This is a genomic window from Vibrio sp. S/42/10 (assembly GCF_029890535.1).
Taxonomy (GTDB): Bacteria; Pseudomonadota; Gammaproteobacteria; order Enterobacterales; family Vibrionaceae; genus Vibrio; species Vibrio cyclitrophicus.
On sequence record NZ_JAKMZC010000016.1, the window covers coordinates 26,536 to 49,632 of the forward strand.

General features: G+C 42.2%; 22 protein-coding genes. 8 read left to right on the forward strand and 14 right to left on the reverse strand.

The features are described from left to right. Positions 1-191 precede the first annotated feature (191 nt). The gene (locus L8S15_RS16640) at positions 192-617 is read right to left on the reverse strand and encodes a MarR family transcriptional regulator (RefSeq protein ID WP_016769096.1); all 426 of its coding nucleotides are present in this window, start codon (positions 615-617) and stop codon (positions 192-194) included. Positions 618-715: 98 nt separating this feature from the next. Here L8S15_RS16640 and L8S15_RS16645 point away from each other — a divergent pair, with 98 nt between their 5' ends. From L8S15_RS16645 to L8S15_RS16660, 4 genes are all read left to right on the forward strand, one after another. After that, positions 716-1,207, forward strand: a complete 492-nt coding sequence (locus tag L8S15_RS16645; RefSeq protein WP_010428474.1) for a DUF2798 domain-containing protein — start codon at positions 716-718, stop codon at positions 1,205-1,207. A 34-nt stretch (positions 1,208-1,241) separates the two neighbouring features. Beyond that, positions 1,242-1,547, forward strand: a complete 306-nt coding sequence (locus L8S15_RS16650; protein ID WP_010428476.1) for a DUF3861 domain-containing protein — start codon at positions 1,242-1,244, stop codon at positions 1,545-1,547. 206 nt (positions 1,548-1,753) lie between these two features. After that, positions 1,754-2,518, forward strand: coding sequence for a hydratase (locus tag L8S15_RS16655; protein WP_280574268.1), 765 nt, complete (start codon positions 1,754-1,756; stop codon positions 2,516-2,518). A 254-nt stretch (positions 2,519-2,772) separates the two neighbouring features. Next, the gene (locus L8S15_RS16660; RefSeq protein ID WP_016793576.1) at positions 2,773-4,131 is read left to right on the forward strand and encodes a Na+/H+ antiporter NhaC family protein; all 1,359 of its coding nucleotides are present in this window, start codon (positions 2,773-2,775) and stop codon (positions 4,129-4,131) included. A 148-nt stretch (positions 4,132-4,279) separates the two neighbouring features. On the opposite strand, the gene L8S15_RS16665 is transcribed toward L8S15_RS16660, so the two are convergent. Beyond that, positions 4,280-4,840, reverse strand: a complete 561-nt coding sequence (locus tag L8S15_RS16665; RefSeq protein ID WP_010428481.1) for a cysteine hydrolase family protein — start codon at positions 4,838-4,840, stop codon at positions 4,280-4,282. An 89-nt stretch (positions 4,841-4,929) separates the two neighbouring features. On the opposite strand from L8S15_RS16665, the gene L8S15_RS16670 reads away from it, so the two are divergent. Then, entirely contained in the window at positions 4,930-5,862 is a 933-nt protein-coding gene (locus L8S15_RS16670; RefSeq protein WP_010428484.1) for a helix-turn-helix domain-containing protein, read from the forward strand. A 64-nt stretch (positions 5,863-5,926) separates the two neighbouring features. On the opposite strand, the gene L8S15_RS16675 is transcribed toward L8S15_RS16670, so the two are convergent. From L8S15_RS16675 to L8S15_RS16685, 3 genes are all read right to left on the reverse strand, one after another. Beyond that, complete coding sequence (locus L8S15_RS16675) at positions 5,927-7,087, reverse strand: multidrug effflux MFS transporter (protein WP_029189223.1); 1,161 nt, start codon at positions 7,085-7,087, stop codon at positions 5,927-5,929. Between the two features lie 283 nt (positions 7,088-7,370). Next, entirely contained in the window at positions 7,371-7,751 is a 381-nt protein-coding gene (locus tag L8S15_RS16680) for a hypothetical protein (RefSeq protein ID WP_010428496.1), read from the reverse strand. Between the two features lie 154 nt (positions 7,752-7,905). Further along, positions 7,906-9,618 carry an RluA family pseudouridine synthase gene (locus L8S15_RS16685; protein WP_010428500.1) on the reverse strand — a complete coding sequence of 571 codons (1,713 nt, stop codon included), beginning with the start codon at positions 9,616-9,618 and terminating at the stop codon, positions 7,906-7,908. Positions 9,619-9,911: 293 nt separating this feature from the next. Between L8S15_RS16685 and L8S15_RS16690 the strand changes: the two genes are divergently transcribed. Next, entirely contained in the window at positions 9,912-10,364 is a 453-nt protein-coding gene (locus L8S15_RS16690) for an NUDIX domain-containing protein (protein ID WP_016769103.1), read from the forward strand. Positions 10,365-10,381: 17 nt separating this feature from the next. On the opposite strand, the gene L8S15_RS16695 is transcribed toward L8S15_RS16690, so the two are convergent. The 9 genes from L8S15_RS16695 to L8S15_RS16735 all read right to left on the reverse strand — a co-directional run bounded on the left by L8S15_RS16695 (position 10,382) and on the right by L8S15_RS16735 (position 20,444). Continuing rightward, positions 10,382-10,819, reverse strand: coding sequence for a bifunctional diaminohydroxyphosphoribosylaminopyrimidine deaminase/5-amino-6-(5-phosphoribosylamino)uracil reductase RibD (locus tag L8S15_RS16695; RefSeq protein ID WP_010428504.1), 438 nt, complete (start codon positions 10,817-10,819; stop codon positions 10,382-10,384). A 139-nt stretch (positions 10,820-10,958) separates the two neighbouring features. Then, positions 10,959-11,537 (reverse strand): nucleotidyltransferase family protein, encoded by a 579-nt coding sequence (locus L8S15_RS16700; RefSeq protein WP_010428507.1) that lies wholly within the window; start codon positions 11,535-11,537, stop codon positions 10,959-10,961. After that, positions 11,537-11,824 carry an antibiotic biosynthesis monooxygenase gene (locus L8S15_RS16705; protein ID WP_010428510.1) on the reverse strand — a complete coding sequence of 96 codons (288 nt, stop codon included), beginning with the start codon at positions 11,822-11,824 and terminating at the stop codon, positions 11,537-11,539. The genes L8S15_RS16700 and L8S15_RS16705 overlap by 1 nt, the downstream gene beginning before the upstream one ends. A 915-nt stretch (positions 11,825-12,739) precedes the next feature. Then, positions 12,740-13,597, reverse strand: coding sequence for a hypothetical protein (locus L8S15_RS16710; protein WP_010428513.1), 858 nt, complete (start codon positions 13,595-13,597; stop codon positions 12,740-12,742). Then, entirely contained in the window at positions 13,597-14,451 is an 855-nt protein-coding gene (locus tag L8S15_RS16715; RefSeq protein ID WP_010428515.1) for an ABC transporter ATP-binding protein, read from the reverse strand. Before L8S15_RS16715 ends, L8S15_RS16710 begins: the two co-directional genes overlap by 1 nt. Next, positions 14,448-14,819 (reverse strand): GntR family transcriptional regulator, encoded by a 372-nt coding sequence (locus L8S15_RS16720; protein WP_016769105.1) that lies wholly within the window; start codon positions 14,817-14,819, stop codon positions 14,448-14,450. The genes L8S15_RS16715 and L8S15_RS16720 overlap by 4 nt, the downstream gene beginning before the upstream one ends. A gap of 305 nt (positions 14,820-15,124) precedes the next feature. Further along, positions 15,125-16,867, reverse strand: a complete 1,743-nt coding sequence (locus L8S15_RS16725) for an EAL domain-containing protein (protein ID WP_010428524.1) — start codon at positions 16,865-16,867, stop codon at positions 15,125-15,127. An 897-nt stretch (positions 16,868-17,764) separates the two neighbouring features. Next, positions 17,765-19,771, reverse strand: a complete 2,007-nt coding sequence (locus L8S15_RS16730; RefSeq protein WP_010428526.1) for an EAL domain-containing protein — start codon at positions 19,769-19,771, stop codon at positions 17,765-17,767. Positions 19,772-19,886: 115 nt separating this feature from the next. After that, on the reverse strand, positions 19,887-20,444 hold the full coding sequence (locus L8S15_RS16735; protein WP_280574279.1) for a hypothetical protein: 558 nt from the start codon (positions 20,442-20,444) through the stop codon (positions 19,887-19,889). A 537-nt stretch (positions 20,445-20,981) separates the two neighbouring features. Here L8S15_RS16735 and L8S15_RS16740 point away from each other — a divergent pair. Together L8S15_RS16740 and L8S15_RS16745 are read left to right on the forward strand one after the other, a co-directional pair. Next, positions 20,982-21,671, forward strand: a complete 690-nt coding sequence (locus tag L8S15_RS16740) for a response regulator transcription factor (protein WP_010428531.1) — start codon at positions 20,982-20,984, stop codon at positions 21,669-21,671. Continuing rightward, the gene (locus L8S15_RS16745; protein WP_010428532.1) at positions 21,664-23,013 is read left to right on the forward strand and encodes a HAMP domain-containing sensor histidine kinase; all 1,350 of its coding nucleotides are present in this window, start codon (positions 21,664-21,666) and stop codon (positions 23,011-23,013) included. The genes L8S15_RS16740 and L8S15_RS16745 overlap by 8 nt, the downstream gene beginning before the upstream one ends. Positions 23,014-23,097 lie beyond the last annotated feature (84 nt).

The following is a 23,097-nucleotide window of genomic DNA, read 5'->3' on the forward strand; positions in this document are numbered from 1 at the left end:
TTACCTAATTAGAACTGGCATCTAATTAAAACGGTCATCTAAGTTAGAGGTAGCCATACCGCTAATCTATATCAAATCAGCTCATACAAAAAACGCCACCGATCGTACGATTCGGTGGCGTTTTTTTCATCTTTCTAAAGATCGGCTTTGTTTCAAAGAGCCGATCTATTTCTAATCACTCATTCTCTAGATCAGTTTTCTAGATTGTGAGCCATCTTGCTCGCGATTTTTCGAAACTGTTCTAACTCATCGTCGGCCATGCCTTTGGTCATTCTCTTCAGCATTTCACGATCAATATTCGCGACCTTATTCATGATCTCTTGACCCTTATCGGTCAGAACCAATAACTGGCTGCGCTTGTCTTCGGGATTAGGCGATTTCTTCACAAGTTCCTGACTGATCAACGCGTTAACGAGCCTAGTGACTTGCGCCTTATCGCGGTTTAGGAAGTGTGCAATATCAATAGAAGTACATGGAGACTTCTTGGTAATGATCTTCATTACACGAATATTCATTGGCGCGATGTCAGAGTCCAAACTCTCAATCTGTTCACTCATTTGACGTTTCAAAGAGTGTACCAAACGAAAGATGGATTCTAGCGATGTGTTATCAGACATAAACGATCCTTAGAAATCTAGTTGACAATATCAACCACTTTATTTATAGTTGACATTATCAACTTAATTGTTCGTAAATTCAAGACGGGAATATAGATATGACGATTCAAGCAACATTAACGCTAACTCTTCCTGAGCAAAAAGCCACGCCTGTATTGCACAAAGCTTTGGTCATGATGAGTTTAATGCTGACGATTGGCGGCAGTTTAACAGCGGTTATGACTTACATGAATGTCGGGTTTGGTGAGGAATTCATCAGCAATTGGCTATCATCGTTAGCGCTTGCTGTCGTGATTATGATGCCAATCGGCATGGTGATGATGACTTTGGTGACTAAAGTCACTGCTAAGGCGTTGCCCAATTACGGCGAGAAAGCTCGCAACCTAATCGTGGGATTGATTATGGCTTTTATCATGGAGTCCATCATGGCATTTGTAACAGCGGCAAATAATATTGGATTTTCGGATACATCGGCGTTTACCAGTGGATGGTTTAATGGATTTATTGCTGCGCTTCCTATTGGCCTTACGATCATGGTCGTGATGTCGATGACGGTTAAACCTAAGCTCGAACGATTCATGAAGAGCTAGCCAAAATACTTTTTAAGCATTGTAGGAGATCCACATGACAGCATTCACAGGCAAACACAATAACTACCGTATCACTATCGAAGAAGTGAACATCAAAGAAGATCGTGAACTGCAAACCATGCAGTTTGAAATTGAAGACAGAGAAAACATGTTCGCGATTGTTGAGAAGATCAAACAAGACAGCGGCTTAGACGAGCAATCAGCAACGCGACTAGGGGTGAGCATTCGATTACTCGGCCCAATGATGATGCAAGATAGAAAGCACCCTCTGTTTGTTGATTTCATGCCTCATTTCAGAAACTTCATGCAGAATCTGAAGAAGACGTTGAAAGGGCAGTAAAGCCTAATCATCAGTAATACATCGAAAAGCCAGTAACCAACTTACTGGCTTTTATGGTATTTAAATCAAAATGATTTCAGTTGTTTGCGTCTAGAATATGCGAAAATTGATGGCTTAATTTTCGGCGTTGCTTCGTTGTTGAATTGTCTATTCAAGCTTCAATAAATCCGATATTATACTGGTCATAAAACTAAAGGTGGTATTATATGACAAATGTATTTAAGCAAGCAGCTGAAGAATTGCTAAGTCGCCGCGTTGCGGGAACTAAAGCACCAAGATTAGACGAACAGTACCGTCCGAACAACTTGGAAGATGCCCTGAAGATCCAATCATCAATGATCGATCTCAAGAGCGACAAGGTCGGTGGTTGGAAGTGTTTACTTCCTCTGGCTGAAGACAAGTTTGTTGTTGCACCTATCTTTTCGGGTAGCGTTCAACAAGGCGAAGTTTGCGAACTGTTTGCAGACAACGACGTAGTGCGCGTTGAGCCTGAAATTGCATTTACGCTTGCTAAGAGCCTGCCTGCAAGCCAAGAAGGTTACAGCGAAGAGCAAATCAATGAAGCGATTGGTTCTTGCCATATGGCTCTTGAGTTAATGCAATCTCGCTTTGCTGATGACAGCGGTGCCGAGTTCTATGAAAGACTTGCTGACGGCCTAGTAAACCAAGGCTTGTTCATAGGCCCTGAGATTGATCGCGAAAAAGCGTTCACTTCTGCTGAGATCAGTATTGAAGTAACTCAAGGCGAGCAAGTTCAAGCATTCGACGGTAAGCATCCGAATACACTGGCACCAAGCCCTATCTACTGGCTGATTAACTACATGACTCGTCGTGGTGTTGATTTCCAAGCGGGTGAAGCAATCATCACGGGTTCTTACTGCGGTATCGTGGAGATGGGCTTCGATAAGCCAACGACCTTCCACTACGAAGGCATTGGTGAATACCAAGTGACGTTCCAACAAAAAAACTAAGTAAGAAAAAAGCTAAATGAGCAACAGCACTAAGCAGGCAAAAGCTAGCTTCTGTGTAAAAGCTATTTGTTCTCGAAAAGCTTTCTGTTCTCAAAAGGCTATTTACTGGTGAGTAAATAGCCTTTTCTATTATGTGATGTTCAATAGTGTGCCTATCACTTTGCATTAAATTGGGCGTTTAGACGTCTAGACGTTGACAAGTTCTAAGTGTGACATTAGTCTCTCTTCTCCCTGTTCTATTGCGTTGTCGTTCCATGTCTAATTCGAAAAATTCTAATGCTGTAATTGCACCTTCTGCAGTTGCACTTATCCCTCTGATTGTTTTCCTTTCGCTGTTTATTGGCGTAGGTACGTACTTGTCGTTGCAAGGCGTCGACTTTGCGTTCTATCAGCTTCCAGCTCCGATTGCGGCTTTGCCTGCGGTGATGTTGGCGCTGTTACTAAGCAAAGATAAATTGAACCGTGCTATCGAGCAATTCCTGAGTGGAGTCGGTCACAAAGACATTATTGCAATGTGTATGATCTACCTGTTGGCGGGTGCTTTTGCGGCTGTGGCTAAAGCGTCTGGTGGCGTTGACGCGACCGTAAATCTAGGGTTATCGGCGATTCCAACAAGCATGATCCTACCGGGTATCTTCTTAATTTCAGCTTTCATCGCGACAGCAATGGGCACCTCAATGGGCACTATCGCTGCGGTTGCCCCTGTGGCACTAGGCATTGCAGATTCAGCAGGCATGAGCATTCCACTGACGGCTGGTGTTGTTTTAAGTGGCGCGATGTTTGGTGACAACCTTTCTATCATCTCTGATACCACGATTGCCGCGACTCGCTCGCAAGGCTGTGAGATGAGAGACAAGTTTAAAGAGAACATCCGCATTGCACTGCCTGCTGCTCTTATCGCGATTGTTATCTTTGCTTTCAACAGCACGGCAACTCAAGTGCCTGAAACGGGCCCAATCGAGTGGCTGAAAGTCCTTCCGTACATCACTATTTTGATTCTTGCTGTATCGGGTATGAATGTATTCGTTGTGCTGACGATTGGTATCTTGCTGGCGGGTGGCGTGAGCCTAGGTTCTGTTGAGAACTACGGTATGACGGATTACGCTCAAGATATCTACGCAGGCTTCGGCAACATGCAGGAGATCTTCTTACTGTCGATGCTGATTGGTGGTTTGAGTGAGCTAATGCGTCGCCAAGGTGGATTGGCGTTTCTGACTAACTTAGTGAGCGGTTTGATTCGTGCGTTTGGTTCTTCACACTCTAAGCAAGCCAATGGCCGTGCGAGTGAGCTCGGTATTGCTGGCTTGGTATCAATGGTGAACCTATGTACGGCAAACAATACGGTAGCGATTATTGTATCTGGCAGCGTGGCTCGCCAATTAGCTGAAGAAAATAACGTGTCTCCACGTCGCTCTGCCAGCTTATTGGATATCTTCTCTTGTGTGATTCAAGGCGTACTGCCTTATGGTGCGCAGGTGTTGCTATTAGGTTCAGTATTTAACTTGTCTCCCTTGGATATTGTGGCTAACTCTTACTACTGTTTTGCTCTTGCGATCGTGGCTGTGGTAGCTGTGTTTATCAAGCATCCAGCGCGCCAAGTAGCTAACGCTTAGTACCAACTTATCAAGCTTAGTCATCATTGATTTCGATAGAAGGCTCCGTAAGGAGCCTTTTTTGTGCCTGTTCCGAATGGGCAGACAATTAAGGCTTGATTTGAGGTTAAAGAAAACCGCCTGTGAATGAAGGCGGTTTTGAATTTAGTTAAAGCAGGTTCTCAAGTTCATTCGCGGACGCGACATTGGCATAGCCAAAGCTAAGAGCAGCCATAAATGCAGCGTGGACATGCGCTGCTGGCACGGTAATACCGTTGAATTCCATATCTAACGTTGTGCAAGCGTCATGCGCTACATGGCACTCATAGCCTAAATCGGTAGCTGCGCGAGTTACAGCATCAATACACATGTGGCTCATTGCGCCGACAATGATCAGTTTTTCAATTCCTTTTGCCTTCAGTACTTCGTTCAGCTCTGTTTCTCTAAAGCTGTTGATCTGATGTTTTACAATCACAGGTTCACCTTCTTGAGGTGCGACACTGTTGTGGATTTGAGCACCGTTTGAGCCCGGTAGGAAGAAGGGCGCCTCATTGGTTGGGAACTCATGACGAACATGAACAATAGGAAGCTGTTTCTTTCTAAATACAGTGAGTAGTTGAGAGCCTTTTTGGGCTGCTTTTTCTGTCTCAGACAGCGCCCATTTCGCTCCCTCGTATGAAGGGAAGTAGTCATTTTGAATGTCGATAAGTAGTAGTGCAGTGTTCGTCATAGTCCATACCTTTGTATTTAGTGTATTGCGGTGTAGGAATATTATGAATACTCTGTATTTTTTATCGCACGTCAAAAATGACAGACTATATGGCAATAGTGACAAAATCAGTGATGGTCGAAATCATCGACTATCCAGGTTCTCTTCAGAGTGCAGTGTTCGGGGTGAAAGAGTTTCTTCAGATGGCAAATTCTCTTGAACCTTCGGCTGAGAAGACTCAATTCAACGTTCAGATCCAAGCGCATGACAGTGTTAGCGTATCGAACGCCGATATCATCATACTCCCACCGAATTTAGATGGTTGTTACTATCTAGAGCCGAGTGACGCCTTGCTTGAGTACCTGATTGAGTCTCACCAAAGGGGGGCGATCCTTTGCTCAGCTTGTGCAGGCGTGTTCATTTTGGCAAAAACAGGTTTGTTAGAAGGGCGAACCGTGACCACGCACTGGCAAGCGCAGCAGAAGTTTACGGAGCTTTACCCACATATCGCAGTCGATATCGACAAAATCTTGATTGATGATGCGGATGTGATGACCGCTGGTGGTTTGATGTCGTGGATGGATCTCGCTTTGTTTATCCTGACCAAATACACGACACCGACCAACACTCGTAATCTAGGTAAATATTTGGTGCTTGATACGGGGGTGAGAGAGCAACGTTACTATCAGAGCTTTGTGCCGAACTATGCTCACGGCAATGAAAAAATTGTGTCGGTGCAGCGTTTTATTCAAATGAACCATCACCTTTCGTTGTCTCTTGATCAATTGGCTGAAGAAGCGTTTATGACTCGAAGAACCTTTATTCGTCAATTTACCAAGGCGACCAGTTTTACGCCGATTAACTATATCCAACACGTACGTATTCAAAGTGCATGCGAGTTATTGGAAAGCTCTCATAAACCGGTTGAGCAGATCAGCTACCTAGTTGGTTATGAGGACGTAAATAGCTTCCGTAAGGTCTTTATGAAAATCATTGGCTTAACACCATCAAGATTTCGTTCTAGATTTCTCTCTGAGGAATGATTTTAATTAGTTACCATTCCTCAGGCTTATCGAATCATACTGTCAGTGATTATCTTGGAAGGACTTAATTCAGATTATTAGTCACGAACTCTTTGTTTCTGACCATTAGCCACATCAGGCCGCCTAACGTACCGACGGATAATTGAATAAAGCCTAGGTTTTCAATCAGTGAATCTGGGCGGATTGAAACTAACACCATGCCAAGCGAACCACAAATCATGCTGAAGAACTGTATCAGTGCGACGGCAGAGCCCGTGTCATGATCTTGTTGATTCAACATCAAGTTGGTACCCGGTACTCGCATGATGATCGCCATTAATGTCGCTGGTGCCGCGATGAACATGAAGAACCAAGGGGATAGGTTGCCAATGGTTAGAGTGAAGATTCCCGCAAGCGCTAATAAAGCAAAACATCCTGAGATGACCTTTTGAACCGGCATTCGGTAGGACAACTTCATGTAAATTGTTGGACCAAATGAGGCGCACAATGCGTTGAATGCGAACGCGTAACTAAACTGTTGTTCGGTCAATCCAAAGTGATTGATGTAAATATAAGACCCTGCCGCAAGAAAGCCCATCAATGCCATCGGAATGATAGAGAAAATGACCAGTAGTTTGACGAACGAGCGGTTTTTCATGACCACGCCCATTCTTCCCCATGAGCGGAACACAGAACCTTGGTATTTGGTTTCGAGAGTTTCTCGATAACAGCAAGCCAATACTGACGCAAATGCACCAAAAACGGCGAGGGTGACGAACATCATTCGCCAAGAAGCAATTTGCAGTAGAAAGGCACCAAATACGGGCGCGACCATTGGTGCGATGATCACTAGCGACATAATAGTCGCCATGATCTTTTCGCGTTCTCGCCCCTCATAAAGATCTTTCACAATGGCGGTGGCAATAACAGTGATGGCACTACCTGCAAACGCTTGGAAGACGCGAGCGCCAATCAATTGCTCGATGCTGTTGGTCATTGCGCAGATTACGCTCGCGACCATATAGCTTGCTAAGCCAATTAATAAGATAGGCTTACGGCCAAATTTTTCACTCAGCGGTCCCCAGAACAACAGGCCTACAGCATAAGTCACGAAGTAGCTGCTTAGGGTTAGGTTAACCATCGATTGATCGGTATTGAATACCTCGACCATTTGTGGAAGTGCTGGCAAATACAGGTCGATGGTCAATGGAGGAAACGCACTGATGATGACGAGGAAAAATAGCATACCGGTCTTACCCAGTACTGGTTGTGGTTTCTTCAAGGTCTCTCCTCGTTATCCCAAGAAAAGATTTCTAATGGATGTGATGTTGTGTTTCAGAAGGCATAGGCATGTCAGACATGTAGAATGGATTCGCTAAAGAAGGTGGCGAAAGTTTCTGGGATATTGTCTGAGCGCTTAATTGTATTACAAAATATTATCACTCTTATAGCTAATGAGTTCAACCAGTTAGTGAATCGGTTAGATTGTAATGTTAAGCGATAGATTGTAGTCGCTGTGAATCAATGTTTTATCTTTTTCTTGGGCGCTTTTCTACCAAACCATTGCGTTCTAAGCCGCGTCTTACGCTGCTGCATAGTTTACCAAAACGGCGTAATTCTTCGAAATTAGGGCCTTGGCCGATTGAAATACTGTGCTCCCAATACATTAACTCACTGTCGACCATCTCTAGTAGTTTCTTAGAGCAACCCGAGCAGTTTCCTTTTGGCCCACAGATAAACGTCTCCGACTCGTAAAGTGGGAGTTCGTTTTTTACTTCTTCGATGAGATTCAACATCGCCGAGTTTAAGTCTGGCTTCTTATTCGTGAGTGGTTCCAAGCTTAGTGCTTGAGGCGCCATCAAAGAAGAAGTTTGTGTGTTGTGGTGCAAATTCAAAGCAGCTGATGACATATCAAAGGCCTCAAGGAGAGAAGACGGTGGGCATGCTACTCTTCACAACAAAGTGAATCTTGATGTAGTGCAATAAGCGTCGAGATATACCCAAAAGAGGTAGGAGCCACAAGCGGTGTGACTCCTTTTTTAAAGCTCGGTACTAATGAGAGGTTTAAAACTCAGCGTCGAACTGGAACTCCATCCACTCTTTGTTGACTGGGTGGTGTAGCGCAAGTCTTTCTGCGTGTAGGTGCAGTCGGTCAGCTTTATTGCCATATAGGCCATCACCCACGATAGGCATGTTAAGCCCTTCTTGGTGTGAACAGTGAACACGTAATTGGTGTGTGCGGCCAGTTTTCGGGTGCAAATAAACCTTAGTGGTGTCTTGGTTTCGCTCAATCACTTCCCACTTAGTTTCAGCTGGCTTGCCGTGTTCGAAGCATACAATCTGACGAGGACGGTCATACAAGTCACCACGCAATGGCAGTCGAATATAGCCTTCATCTTGGCCTAGCACACCTTCAATCATTGCGACATATCGCTTCTCAACTTCACGAGTAATGAACTGCTTCTGTAAGCTTTTGTTCGCACGTCGTGTTAAAGCAAATATCAGAATGCCAGAGGTCGCCATGTCCAAGCGGTGGATAACAAATGGCCCTTCAACATCGGGATGCATTTCTTGAACGCGTGTGTAGGCGGAATCTTTAATGTTTTTACCCGGTACGGACAGAAAACCTGCTGGTTTGTGTACTACAACGATGTGTTCATCTTGGAACAGGATATCGAGGTCTTTTCCTTCTGCTGGGTTATCTAGCAATGGGTTGGGGTCGACTTCCAGACCTTTCATCATGTGGCCTAAAATCGGTACACATTTGCTTTGGCAAGAGGCGTAGTATTTCTTGTGTTTGCGAATTTCAGATTTCGGTGAACGGCCCCACCAAAACTCAGCCAGTGCCAGCGGTGTATATCCGTTCAAATACGCATATTGCAGAAGTTTTGGCGCCGCGCATTCACCAGAACCGGCTGGTGGAATCTTGTTTGGTGTATTTTCAAAGATCTGGTTAAGGTCTTCGACATTGCCTTCCGCATTTTGGAAAGCGTATTGTGAAAACAACTTGTGTTGGAGCTGATGAGAGATGCGTGCTCTTTGCTCTTTGAGTTCCGCTATTTGAGTCGTAAATACGTCAACTTTACCTTGAAGCTCATTCAGAGTTTGTTCCCAGTTGAGTTTAAGGTACTTCTGCTGATTCTTGTCGGCAACACTGGCTTTGTTTAGTTCGTCATTTAGCTCTTCGAAAGCTTGCTCATCAAGGTTTTCTTTGCCTTTTTCACGTTGTTCTTTACGTATTTTTCGGCCTTCTATAATCAATAGACGCTGGGCTTCAATCTCTTGCTCTGCCTTTGCTTTCTGTTGTGCTAATTGTTCACACAGTTCAACGTAATCAGCGTTTGCTTGCAGCGCTTTAAATTTCGCATTAACAGCCATCATGTCGGCCGTGTCTTGATGGAAAAAACTGTCGCTGCTGAGCATGTCGAAGACTGGCGGTACAAAGTGAGGTAATAAGTTTTGATCAGCGATTTTACCAGAGAAAGCAGAGAAGTAACCCAATTCACCTTCTGGACTTCTTACTAACAACACACCAAACATTTTGCCGCGACCAGCGTCAGAATCCAGTCCGAAGTCATGTTGCCAGTCGGTTTGAGTTTCTAGATATTGTTGAAGCTGATGAGAAGCGATTTCACACAGTGCGTGTGGTTCATAATAGAACGGGAAGGTGAAACGCTCAGGCAACGAATATGACTCGATCGGCTGTTGAAAGCGAGTGAAGCAATGCTCAGGTGTGTGGCTGTTTTCTGAGTCGTGCGTTGGTTTGGATGAGTGCATATTGTCGTCTTACTACTTATATCTTGGTGATAAATGGTTGTGAGTCTACTGTGTATGTTTAAAGGCTTTAAACACAGTACAAGGCGGCGATTCTACTCTTTATCGAAAAGCGCCTCAAATAAGAAATGGTTCTATTACTGGATAGCTAAGCGAGATGGTTAACATTGAACCCATGAGCTATGGCTTGAACTTCATTAATTGATGAGTAACTTCTCGTTTTTAATCATAGACAACAATTTAACAAACGAAGGGTGGTAGCCTTGCCGCCTTCTTGTTCAACCTAAGGTAACGTTATGATTCCACTCAATACTTCGATTGTATCTGGTGTCGCTATTTCAGAGATCGACGGACAAATGAAAATGCTACTTATGAAGCGTGTGAAGGGCGAGTTTTGGTGCCATGTCGCAGGCTCGATTGAAGCAGGTGAAACAGGCTGGCAGGCTATCGTGCGCGAGTTTGAAGAAGAGACCCAAATTAAAGTGGAAGCCTTGTATAACGCGCAGTTTCTGGAGCAGTTTTACGAGGCTCACGTTAATGTGATTCAGCTCATCCCTGTGTTTGCGGTGCTATGCCCACCCAACCAAGCGATTGAACTGAATGACGAGCATACGGAGTACCGTTGGTGCAATTTAGAAGAGGCAAAAGCGTTAGCGCCATTCCCCAACCAACATGCTGTCTACGATCATATCTGGTCGTATTTTGTCGATAAGCCAGTCAACCCGCTTTACCGAGTGAAATTGAACTAATACTGGTTGTTTAAGATCTAGGACCTACCAAGGTAAGGGGATAAAAAGGCGCTCACTTGTGTTTGGCATAACCCCACATCCACCTTCACGCCGTGCGATTCAAGGATCGCAACACCACGACCATTATTACGAGGGTCTGGGTCTAGCATCGCCACCACTACGTGTTTCACACCGGCTTTAACTAATGTATTGGCGCAAGCGGGAGTTCTGCCGACAAATGAACATGGCTCTAAAGTTACGTAAGCGGTAACGCCTTCCATTGCTCCGTCCGTTTCGCTGTCATAGCCATTCAGTGCTTCAACCTCGGCGTGGTTTCCACCGACTTTTTGCGTATATCCAACAGACACCACTTTATCGTTCCTAACCAAAACACAGCCTACAGGCGGGTTTGGTTGGCAATCAGGTAAGGCTTGGCGCGAAGCTTCGAGTGCTTGCTGCATGTATTGTTGGTTCATGGTCGTTACTCAGTATGACGAGAGAGCGTAGCAGCTAGTCGCCACGCGCGGTTGATGATTTGGTTAGTTACTAACTTACTCAGCTAGCAAGCTAACAAGTGGGGCATGTTCGATCTGATTCGGTTTTTAGTCAATGGTTTTAGCGTTTGAATTCGAAAGTTAGTTCACTGTGACTAGTCGTTAACTTCGACCAATGAGTTAACCAGTTTTTAGATTGTACTCTTTGATCAAAGATATCTCGGTTACGCTTTGGGTTAGGTGTGATTTGCAAATCAAACAAACTCTCTAAACCAAAAGACGAAATACACTCGATGTCTCCAGTTAGGCTCTGTTTTAAGGCGACTGCGGTCTCTTTCTCTGGCCAGTAACTCATCGCATCTAATGAGCTTTGGTAAGGTTCATCCCCATTTCTGGTGTGCATGCAGGCTTGATTGCGAACTTGCCAATTCAGTTCAGGTAACCGTTGCTTAAGCAGAGCCTCGTATCGAAGATCCGATTCGTATGAGGTATCAATGGTATCAAAGTAGATCACATCAATATCATTGAGTGGAGTCGGGGAGGCATGACCATGTAGGTGATCCCAAACGAGGTTTCTCACAAAGCCCGCAGCAACATAGCACTGCGGTAAACCCAGCTGAGCGACACAGTCTAAAATCTGCATTCGTAAGGGATCTTGTTTGATCAACGTGACGATACTGTTGGCTAGCGGGTCAATCATTATGATGTCGGAACATCGGTGATTTGGTAGTGACGTGTCACGTTCTTGGATATGTCACCCCATTGAGAAGCTTTTACTCGCTGTTGGTGCGCTTCAAATGCTTCTCGATTCGTAAACTCTTCATAAACTTCAAAGCGATTTGGTTGAAGGGTACTTTGACTAATTCGAAACACGATACAACCAGGTTCTGCCAACGTGAGTTCTTTGTGTACAACCAAGGCTTGGATGACTATTTCGAGATCGTTGTCTGGCACTAGAATATGCCCTTGTAGAATTGTTTTACTCATTATTACGTCCATTTAATTTTGTCAATTACGGCTTTTTTCTATCAAAAGCTCTATCCGTTGCAAACATAATCCCATTTTGAGTTTGTAACGTATAGGCTAATGTGAATAAAAACGTGTAACCCAAACTTACTGCAGGTTACGCTGTCACTTTAGGCGGTGACGGTAAGAAAATCTTGGGAACTAAATTCGTGTTAGTCCGGTCTACTTAATACGTATCATTGAACTGTATTGATACTGAAATGAATTTGTCATCTGCGAAAACTAACCTTAATTTCGAACAGCAGCTCATTAGATTAAATTGAGTCATGGTTGATATCTAGGTCATACTTTGATGTAAATGGTACTCAGAACTCTATATATTTTGTGATTTGTATCATTGAACTAGGCGTCAAACACCGTTAGATTCGAATAGTTGGTAATAAAAATAGCTCATGAAGAGCAGTTATAGAAAAGGAAATATCTCTTATGAAAAAAATGAGAAGAGCACAGCTTCATCGCGTTCGTATCCAATACTGGAAAGACACGTCAAAAGAAGCATCAAAGAAATAAGCTTTAAATCGTAAAGCTTTAAAAACTTAAAAACTGAAACAAATGTAAAACGCAACAAACTGATTTCATTAGCACTCTCAAGGACCTTCATCTGGTCGGCGACTAAAGAAATCATCCCCCAAAGAGCTGACAGGCATCAAAAATGCAATCCAATGTCAGCTCATTAATACCTCTATTCGTTTATCTTCCTCCGTAAAACCTGTTACCCCAAACTAAAACTTGTTTATCTCTTGGTTCTGTCTACCGGGTCGCATCCCTGTACTTGTTAAAGCTCTGATAATAAAAGCTCCCGATTTCTCAGAAGCTTTGGTTTGGATATCTTATGTGACTGCCTGATAAAAGTTCGCGCTTGGGATATGACGCTAGCTAGCGTTGGAATAGCGTCTTCAAGCTAACATCGTCGGTTCTATTCAATTTAAGGCTCAGAAGATAGCCACCTACACCAATCAGTACGTAAATACTTAAAGATAAAACAGGTGCTTCTGCAAGCACGCTGAATGGGTTACTTGCTATGAGCACATTCATTGGCAGTGATGCGATGAGAGATAGGAAGTCGTTGATGCCGTAGAAGCCAAATACAGCGACAGAGAGGAACTTAATCGCATAGCTTGAGATAAAAATGACAAGCAATGGAGAGTTTACCAGTTGTGAAATTGCCAGAGTTACTGTTGCCAATGGCAATAAAACCAGTGCAACTAACATCATTCGTCCAAAGAACACAATCCAGTTGCTCATCACATAAAACAGAGATTGCTGCTCAACCAATAGCGCCAGTTGTTGCTCACTTGAGACGTTCAATATCCAGAATAGAAAATCTGCGAACAGCACTAACAATGCACAGATAGCCGGAATAACCACTAAACCGAAGCCTAGCTTCACGCCGTGAGTCATTGCATTGGATACCGGCATACTTCTCCAAAACATTGAACTGCCTTCTTGGCGTTCTTTACGCAGTGTTTTAGGGATATATAGCGTCGACAGGATCAGTGAAATAAGGCCCGCGCCAAAGTAGATCACTGAATTGAGATCTTGTGCGAACTCTCTGTGGATGTCGCTCACGTCACCATTCACTTGCATTTCAAAGAAAAACTCATGTTGCGCTGCGCCATTAAAGAACAGACCAACGAACAGTAAGAAACCACATAACGCGACAAACAGAGGCAATCGAGTGTTAACTTTGTGCTCGATGAGTTCTTTTTCTAGCATGTAAAAACTTGGATGCATTACGCCTTCTCCATCTGTGTTGCAAGGAATAGATCTGCGAGACCAACGTTATAGGTGTTACCCAGTGACTCAACCTGCGCTTTGTATTGACCTTCCAATAACCACTTAGTAGTGCCTAGCCCTGATTGTGAGGTCAGTGGGTTGAATCTCTGAATCTCGCTTGAATAGTTGTTTGCGACTTCAATAATGAAATAATCGTTTTCAATGTCTTCCATGCTTTTCTGCAAAACACAGTGACCTTGTTTCAGAATCAACACATCAGTTAATAGGTGTTCGATCTCTGAAACCTCGTGGCTTGCAATGATCATGGCGCGTTCACCATCATAAAACCACTCTAATAAATGACGATAAAAAGTATCGCGGTACAGCAAATCTAAGCCCAGCGTTGGCTCATCTAAGATCAGCACTTGAGTGTCGGTCGCGATGATGACCGCAAGGTGAAGTTGTACCTTCATTCCCTTAGAAAGCTGCTTAATAGTAGAAGATAGATTTATGTTGGTGCTACTTAATACCTGCTCTGCTTTTTGCCTGTTGAAGCTAGGATGCACACCTTGGGTATATCTAAGAAGTTGTTTCACTGTCATCCATTCTGGCAACACGTTCACATCTGAAATATACGATAAGTGCTGCATGAGCGCTGCGTGCTGGTGGATAGGGTGGTAGCCATTCACCTCTATTTCGCCTTGATAGTTGTGACCACCAAGCAGTGATTTGATCAGAGTCGATTTACCCGCGCCATTGTGGCCCAGCAGACCAAGAACTTGACCTGGCTTTAGCTCAAAGCTGATGTTCTCGACACCCACTTGATTTGAATAGGTTTTGGTTACGTTTTTCACGGAAAGTAAAGTACTCATGACTTGTCCTTTATATGTTGTGCTAGCTGTTTCACGAGTTCTTCGACACTCATATCAATGATGCCTAGCGTCTCAGCGATGGCTGGGATCTGTGTGTTGATGAATGACTGGTGTGCAGACTCTTTCAATTTTTGAAGTGCCCCTTCGGCCACATACATGCCTTTGCCGCGTTTTTTCTCTACCAAGTCTTCATCCACCAGTAACTGATAGCTTTTCATGACAGTAAGGTGGTTGATCTTGAGATCGGCAGCAACCGCACGCACAGAGGGTAATGCTTGTTGCTCTAACCAAACACCTTGAAGAATTTGGTCACTGATCTTTGCGGCAAGTTGCCTAAAGATCGGTTGGTCGTCTTTCCATTCGGTCATAATTAAAACTGCATGGTGATATACATATGTATAACACTAAACTATTTATTAGAATTGGCAAGCTCTTTATTGGTATGAGAGGGAAACGAATAGAAGTGCTAACGGTAAAATACAGAACGCGGGAAAGATGTTGAAGTCGCGGTCATTTCGCTTCGGTTTATCTTTGGATGTTAATTTGGTAGCTGTTGGTGGTTCGATGAAAGGTTATGTAATACTTTTCCTGTGAGCTCTGAAATAGTTATCGTTTTATGACTAATTTCAGTTGCCTTAATTGAGCTCACAGGTGGTTAAGATCGATAAAGCGATCAGTAGATTGTACTTTGAGGTCTGCTGTATAAGTAACCTTGATGCAAGTTGTAGCCAAGTTGACACAAGATGTATTGTTGTCTGCGAGTTTCGACACCTTCGTAAATCATGGTGATGTTTGATAGGCGCCCAATTTCTGAGATGTTGAGCAACACGCCTTGATGGTGATCCCCAGACTCAATGTCTTTGACAAAACAACGGTCCAGTTTCAAGTAGGTTGGGTCAATAGTGCTAATGATTTCGATGTTATTGTTTCCTGTACCAAAATCATCTAATGCGATCGTAATTCCCAACTTTTTGATCTCTTTGATGTTATCTATAACTTCACATCCGTAGCCGATATTGGAGTATTCGGTTATTTCGACAACAAATTCGTTCGCTTCCATCGCCATTAAGTGCTCTTTAATCTTCGTAAAGTTGGCACCGACTAAAGAGCTAGGGCAGACATTAACGCCATAAATTTCGTGGCTATTGTGTAACTTGGCATTTCTGACCGTTTCAATGATCAAAATAGTATGGAAAGTGAGTAAATTGGTACGTCTCATTGTGTCGATGAAGCTTAAGACCCCAACGTTACGGACTCGAGTCAACAGCTCATAATATAAAACGCTGTTGTCTTCAGTGTTAATGATGGGTTCCTCTTCACAGGAGATATGCCTCCAACGAAGCAGGTATACGACGAAGCCAATAATATAAGAGTGATATAGAAGTGCTGCTAGCAGCAGTGATAGTATGATCCACAATGCGACGATGTCATCGCTGTAGAACGTAATGGATGCACCTGTAGGCAAAGAGGCTTGATAAATCGACTGACTATTTCCACCTAGATTCAAAATATAGTAACCATCCTTTTCGATAGTTACTGAATCAATAAGCAGTGGGATTAACGAATTTCTGTAGCGTGCTTCGATAGCGCGCTTAGCAATACGAGCGGTGAGATCAATATTTTGCTCAGGGAGCACGAATCGTGAATAAGCGAAGTCCAAGCTATTGTAAAATTCGTCAATTTTATCGAGCTCCACTCTTTTTGAGCGTGTGGTGGAGATGTAGCATGAGCCGGAGGGGGTCGTCATCACAATCGAATCAAGATTGAGAGAATGTCTCATCGCGTGTACAGAACCATCGCTTCCGCAGCCATAATTCATGATCTCTTCTACTATAAGCTTAGTGTTTTCACTGTATTCGTCTGCAATCTTTGTCGTGTAAAGGATTTGGAAAAGGTAAACAACGAACAAGAAAAATGCAGAAACTGTGAATACAACGACCAGAGCTCTGATGAAATCTCGGTGGTAAGTGTTGAACATCAGCTTTAACATTTTGATGTGGTTTGGCTTAAATTTGTTGATATTGTACTTTGGGGTTATGCGGTCTGCTGAGCTTTTATCGAGATCAATAAAGTAACCCACTTTATAAAGATTAGAGATAAGTTCATTGTCGTTATTCACTTTTGCTTTCTTGCAGAGATTACGATACTTCTTTCTTATTGAAGCGATAATGTTTTTTAATGCGTATAGGCTGAACTCTTCATCAAAATGTGCTTTAAAAGATTCTTCAACATCTCTCGCGGATTGCGGGTTTGATATTGATGAGTTTTCAATTAAGTATTTAAATACGAAACTCTCTTTACTATTTAGACTTTCCTCTGATATCTTATTACTGTTTCTTTTTATATAGATCTTTTCTTCATTATAAATAAGTTGCAAGCTCTCATTATTGTTGTTTATATTGAAAGAACAGTGCATAGCTCAACTCCTAGGCGATCGTTGTTATATTTTCGTGATTGATGTGTAGTGACTGGGATTTTCATTCAACCCAAGAGTCCTTTCTAAATAACATAACTAAAATGTCACCATTCTCTCTCAAGATGTTGATATTAATCGCAGAATTCTGATTTTAATGAAAGGTTATGGAGATGTTCATCCAAAACCTGAATTTATAAATAAAAGCCGATGATTTACAAGGGATAAAGAGGATTTATCCATTTGTTTTAGCATTTATCCATTTCTCGCGTTACATTTTCCGCTTTCATGTCGATATTTAGGGTTTGCTAATTTAGATGTTGTGTCTATTATCAAGGTTTATTGTTATGTGAGATTTATCAGAAATTTTCAAGATAAAATTAATTTATTAATATTTACATTACTAATTAGGATGTATGAAATTTAAGCTAATACTTTAAACATACTAGTTTTACGGTATTGATTTAAATATAAATATATTTTGTGTGGGTAATTTATAAAAATGGATTTGAAGGGGTTTTATTGGTTGGAGAGTATTGTGCTGATCTTAAGGGTAGATAATTTTAAATTTAACGTAGAATACGTATTGGCTGTATTTTGCTAGCACGTGCATTGCCTTGGATATTTAATAACTTCACCATCGAAGCGGCGGAAATCAACCCTAGAATTAATAAACAGGTGATAATTTACAATAAAGTGAAGCCACGTTGTTTTCTCATTTTCTTTAATTTCTTCTTAATATACAATTATAGGCAAAGGGTAATCTAAAAACTTATATCATTACAGTTAGTAGGTATAATGTTTGAGCTGTTTTCTTATCGTTTTTTTAACTATATTAAACAGTTGCTTATGAAACATTGTAATCTTGTATTTACTTATGCAAGCCTTTGTAAGCGTGACTTATGTGTGTAACAAGTGGTCACTAAGAAAGCGATTTTCTACTTCACTAGATGGTATAGGCTTGCTAAACAAGAATCCTTGCAAGTACTGATAACCACACTCTACTAAGAAAGCCTTCTGTGTTTCTGTCTCGACTCCTTCTGCAATCACTTTGAGCCCTAACTTTTCACATATAGCATAGGTCGCTTGAACAATAGCCTTACTCCCTTTGTGTGACCCGTGGACAAAGCTTTTGTCGAGTTTAACGGTACTAATGGGTAAGTCATGGAGCATTGAGAGCGATGAGTATCCGGTGCCAAAGTCGTCTAGATGAAGTTCTACTCCTAGCTTAGAAATGTCGCTTAATGCTTGTCTAACTTCACCATGTTTAAAAATCATTGACGATTCAGTGATCTCAAGTGCGATATTCTGAGGTTGTATGTTGTAGAAGTTGAGCATCGCAGATAGTTGTTGGGCGAAACTTGCGTGCATCTGGATACTAGAGATATTGATGCTCATCATTAACTGATTATCAAACTCTCTATGCCACATCGAAAGCTGTTTTAGCGCAGAATTAAGAACCCACCTCCCAAGCGGTACAATTTGCCCAGTTTCTTCCGCTAAGGTAATGAATTCATCAGGGCCAATGTCACCTAAGTCTTTGTCAGACCATCGGAGTAGAGCTTCAAACCCTTTCACTTTATTACTGTTAGTGTTCATGATGGCTTGGTAGTGCAAGTTGAGCTCATCATTTTCTAAGGCTTGGGCCAAGCGATGACGGATTTCAGCTTTGCGGTGAAGAGTTTGTGCTAAGTCGGGAGTGAATGTCTGAAAGCGATTTCGACCATTCGCTTTGGCTATGTGCATCGCCATTCCCGCTTGCTTCAACAGTGATTCTTGATCAACGGCGTTATCTGGAAAATGTGCGGTACCAATACTGCATCCTACTGACAGCGTTCCAATACCACTGATATGAAAGCTCCGGTTTAATGCATCAATAATGCGAGAACAGAGTAGTGGGATATTATGATTACGGCAGTTATGAGCGATTACAATGAATTCATCGCCTCCAAATCGGCCGATCATGCAGGTTTCATCTACCAGTTGTTTAAGACGCTCACCAACTTGTTTGAGCAATTGGTCACCGGCACTGTGTCCATACGTATCATTGACTAATTTGAAGCCATCAAGATCGACGAACATTAGTTCAAATGGCGCACGGTAGGCGATGCTGGTTTCCAATAAATTAGTAATGCCCCGCCGATTATACAGTTCGGTTAGACAATCGTGTTCAGCGTTGTACTTAGCCTTTATCAGGCGCTCTTTTTGCTTTGTTGTGCATGTCAGGTTTAGCAGTAATTCACTTTTATCGAATAGCCATTTGCCTTGAACATCAAAGTGATGAGTCTTTTCATCAATTTTACAACTGACTTCTTCTAAAATCTCTCCCCCCTTACGAGCGTAAAACAACCATTGTGCAGCGATCTCTTCGCTTGAAACGAAATCAGAGAGGGTAGTAAATGGGCTACCATAGTTTTGGTAAAATGCTGAGTTAGCGCTCACTACTTTTCCTGACTTATCAAATAGGAGGGATAGGTTCGCACCGTCAGAGCATGCTAGATCATGTTTGAGGCTGCCTTCTTCAGCTATGACTTGAACTAACATACCGGTACGGTCATCGGGCAGTGGAATCCCAGAAAACAAACATAATGCCCGTTTAGAAATGTATCTAGGTGTGAAATTCCACCATGTCTTGATGCTTTCATTGCGCAGAAATTGCCTTTGGTATTCTTCCAGTGTTGCCTCTATCGCTTTTGACATCTCTACACTAAAATCGCGAGATGTTAGCTCAAATAAAGACTCCGATTCCCACAAAGGGAGGGCACTGGTATTTGCCCAAGTTATTCTTTTATTATCAATGTCATAGATCCAGATTGGACATTTGAGATGTTCGAAAGGTTGATAACTGGTCATCATGTTGAGCTCTACATACTGATTTTTTGGTCGCACGATGCCTACCGAACTCATTCATTCAGTTGGTCGCGTATTCAATTGGATTCTGGCGTTTAATAGCCAATGCGAAACCGTGTGTTAATGAAAGAATCTATGAAAGGAAAAGCAATATTTTCAATGAGAACACGTGTTAAAGGTTTAGAGATCGGATGATCTTGGTGACTTTACCGTTTGGATTGGTTTCGATGGCATAGCCTTTCTTATCATCAAAAATTTCACCATCGATGAAGTGCCACCCGTTAGAGACCTCTAAGGTTTCTTTAGTGAAATTATCGTCGAACATAGAATGGTTTGGGTATACCGTTTCAATGGCTTCGAACAACAGTTGAGCTTCATCTCTATTGGTAGCCGTAAAGTCTTCTTTTAGGCACATTGTTAACTCCGGTAGAGGCTGAGTGGTAAAGGGTTCTGTCATTGACCCCAACACACCGTTATACGAGTAAAAGCGGTAGGATCCCGAATTACTTTCACTGCCGTCCGGTGATTTGATGTAAGGCGTTGCATTATAAAAGTCACAGGTGAAGACCATCTTTTGAATAATGCTGCTTTGTGAGATGACTTGAATGTCTATCCAAGACTTAACTTGATCTTGAATCTTACTGACCATTTCTTGCGAATGGGGATCAGCAGCGAGTGGTGTTGATACGAAAGTAGCAGTAGTCAGTAGTAATGACAGTGATTTAATCATTTGAAAAGTGGCCCTGTGAGGAAGGTCATTATTGCAAAATATTGTCTCTATTTGTTATTTGATTGGATGTTACTTGAAGAATATATGTCTTAACAGACGGCGCCTTCTTTCTAACAATCTAAAATACTGCAATGGAAATGACGCAACCGTTTTTATTGCGTTTTTGGTATTCTTGATAAGATTTATAATCTTTTAATTTCATATTTTATGGTGATATTAACTAGTATATAGGTGGTGTATGGATGGTTGATTTGAACGGTTGTTGTAAAGATCTGAAATGTAAGTGTGAGTAAGAAAATAAAGCAAATGTAAGGGCTGTAAAGTTACTTAAAAACTCGAGGAGGTATCCGCTCTAAACTACGGAATTTACGTAAATTAGAGTGAACTGATAGCTCATTGCTATGCTTTGTAAATGTATATTTACAAAAATGATTATTATGTTTTGCGTACGGTAAAATCGATACTCTAATAACAATATTGATGATATATGATCTGTATATATACTGCCTTTGCTTTTAATTAATACGGGTGATATGAATGTTGAAAACCAAAGTGCTCATTGTCGAAGATGACCAAGAGATAGCTCGTTTAACTACACTTTATCTTGAAGCTGAAGGCTACAATGTTAGCGTTGTTCATGAGGGTAATTTTGCTCTTGATGCAATCCGAAATATCGAACCAGATTTGGTCTTATTAGATTTAATGCTTCCAGGTATGAATGGTGCACAGATTTGTCGCCAAGCTCGTGAGTTTTACAATGGGATGATCTTGGTCTTGACGGCTTCTGCTGATGAAATGAGCGAAGTAAGCTTATTCAAATTTGGTGCAGATGATTATGTTGCGAAACCGATTCGTGGTCATGCGTTATTGGCGCGAATTGAAGCGTTATTACGCAGAGCTTCTCCTGTTACTGCTTCTATAGAATCTGCCCCTGAAAAGCAGTGTGATATCGTGATCAACACGACCGCCCAAAGTGCTACTCTGTATGGACAAAACCTCAAACTTACTTCTGCTGAGTTTGAAATCTTAAACCTTCTGGTTAATAACATCAGTCAAGTCGTTACTCGAGATCAATGTTGTCAGTTGTTTAGAGGGATTGATTACGCCTTCAATGACCGTTCGATTGATATGCGAGTCTCTGGTTTACGACGAAAGTTACGTATTCATGCAAAAGATAAGCAGTTGATCCGTACGGTTCGTAATAAGGGATACATGTTAGTTGCGTAAATTCATAGCGGCGAAACTTCGCTCTGTTTCAATGTTTGCCCGCTTGTATCTTGGGATTGTTGTGGGCATGTCGGCAACGATCTTTTTGTTTGTGAACCTAGGCGAAGGCCACATGCGAAGAACTGAGATCGAAACCTTCCTGAATGATGGTATTTACTTCGTTGAGCAGTATACCCGTCAACATAATCAAGAAAACTCTCTGTATAAAGAACTCGACAGAACAGGCTACCAACAATTTTATATTTTCAATTTACGTCTGTTAGATAATTGGTCGGGAGAGGCTCCTTGCCAACGATGCGAGTTATTTACTACTTTAAACGGTGTGCCAATATACCTTAGTGATAACAATCTGTATTCGGCGGTATTCCAACTTCCAAATTCTAAATTTAGTTTCGCATTTAGTGAGGTAGGGGATTTCTTCTCTCCTGAAATTGAATGGTATGAAGATTCAGAAAGGAATTTTTTGCTTGGGCTTTTGTTGGCCGTGATTGTCTCAATTGGGGCGAGTGTCTACTTACCTGTGAGGCGTTTTCAAGAAAGAATAGAATTGTTGGTTGAGAAGCAGAAACAGTTTGGCAAGGGGAAGCTCAGTACTCGCTCTGACCTCGACGACATTCATCCTGTGTCTGATTTAGCCTGCAGCTTTAACTTTATGGCGGAAGAGATCGAGAGCAAGGTGAAACAAAGCCACATCTTTGCTCAAGCTATCCCACATGAAGTGCGAACTCCGCTGAGTCGTATTCAATTGGCAACTGATATTTTGAGAAGAGGCGCGCCTGATCATCATCAAGCGCTTTTCGATGATATTGATACTTACATTGAAGATATCAACGATCTCACTTCAGAAATCATCATGCTGTCAAAATTGAATGTCATGGACAACTCATTCTTTGAACTGGTTAAAGTGACCTCTGATCTTCATGAGTACTGTCTCGATCGGACTCGTTATTCGCAGTTAGATGACGTGACCTTTGATTCCAAAGTAGGTCAAGATTGCAAGATTAAGTGTGACTGCTCGATGGCACGTTTGGTTTTCGATAATATTCTAAAAAACGCTGGTAATTACACACACGATAAAGTGTGGATGACACTGGATGAGAATTCAGAAAATTGGTTGGTGGTTATTGAAGATAATGGTTCAGGAATCCCAGAGGACAGGCGTGATGATGTGTTTCTTCCGTTTGCGCGCCTAGATTCAAGCAGAGCTTCTACAACAGGTGGCTTGGGGTTAGGGCTTGCTATTGCCATGTCGGCGGCTAAAAAACTCACTTGGGATATCAAAGTCAACGATAGTAGATATGGTGGCGCTAAATTTAGTATTGTGATTCCTAAGTGCATATAACGGGTTGATTTAAGAGCTACTTTGGTTCATAAAATAACAAAGTCACGGCTCAATATTGTGGCTTTGTTATTTTTAATCGACATG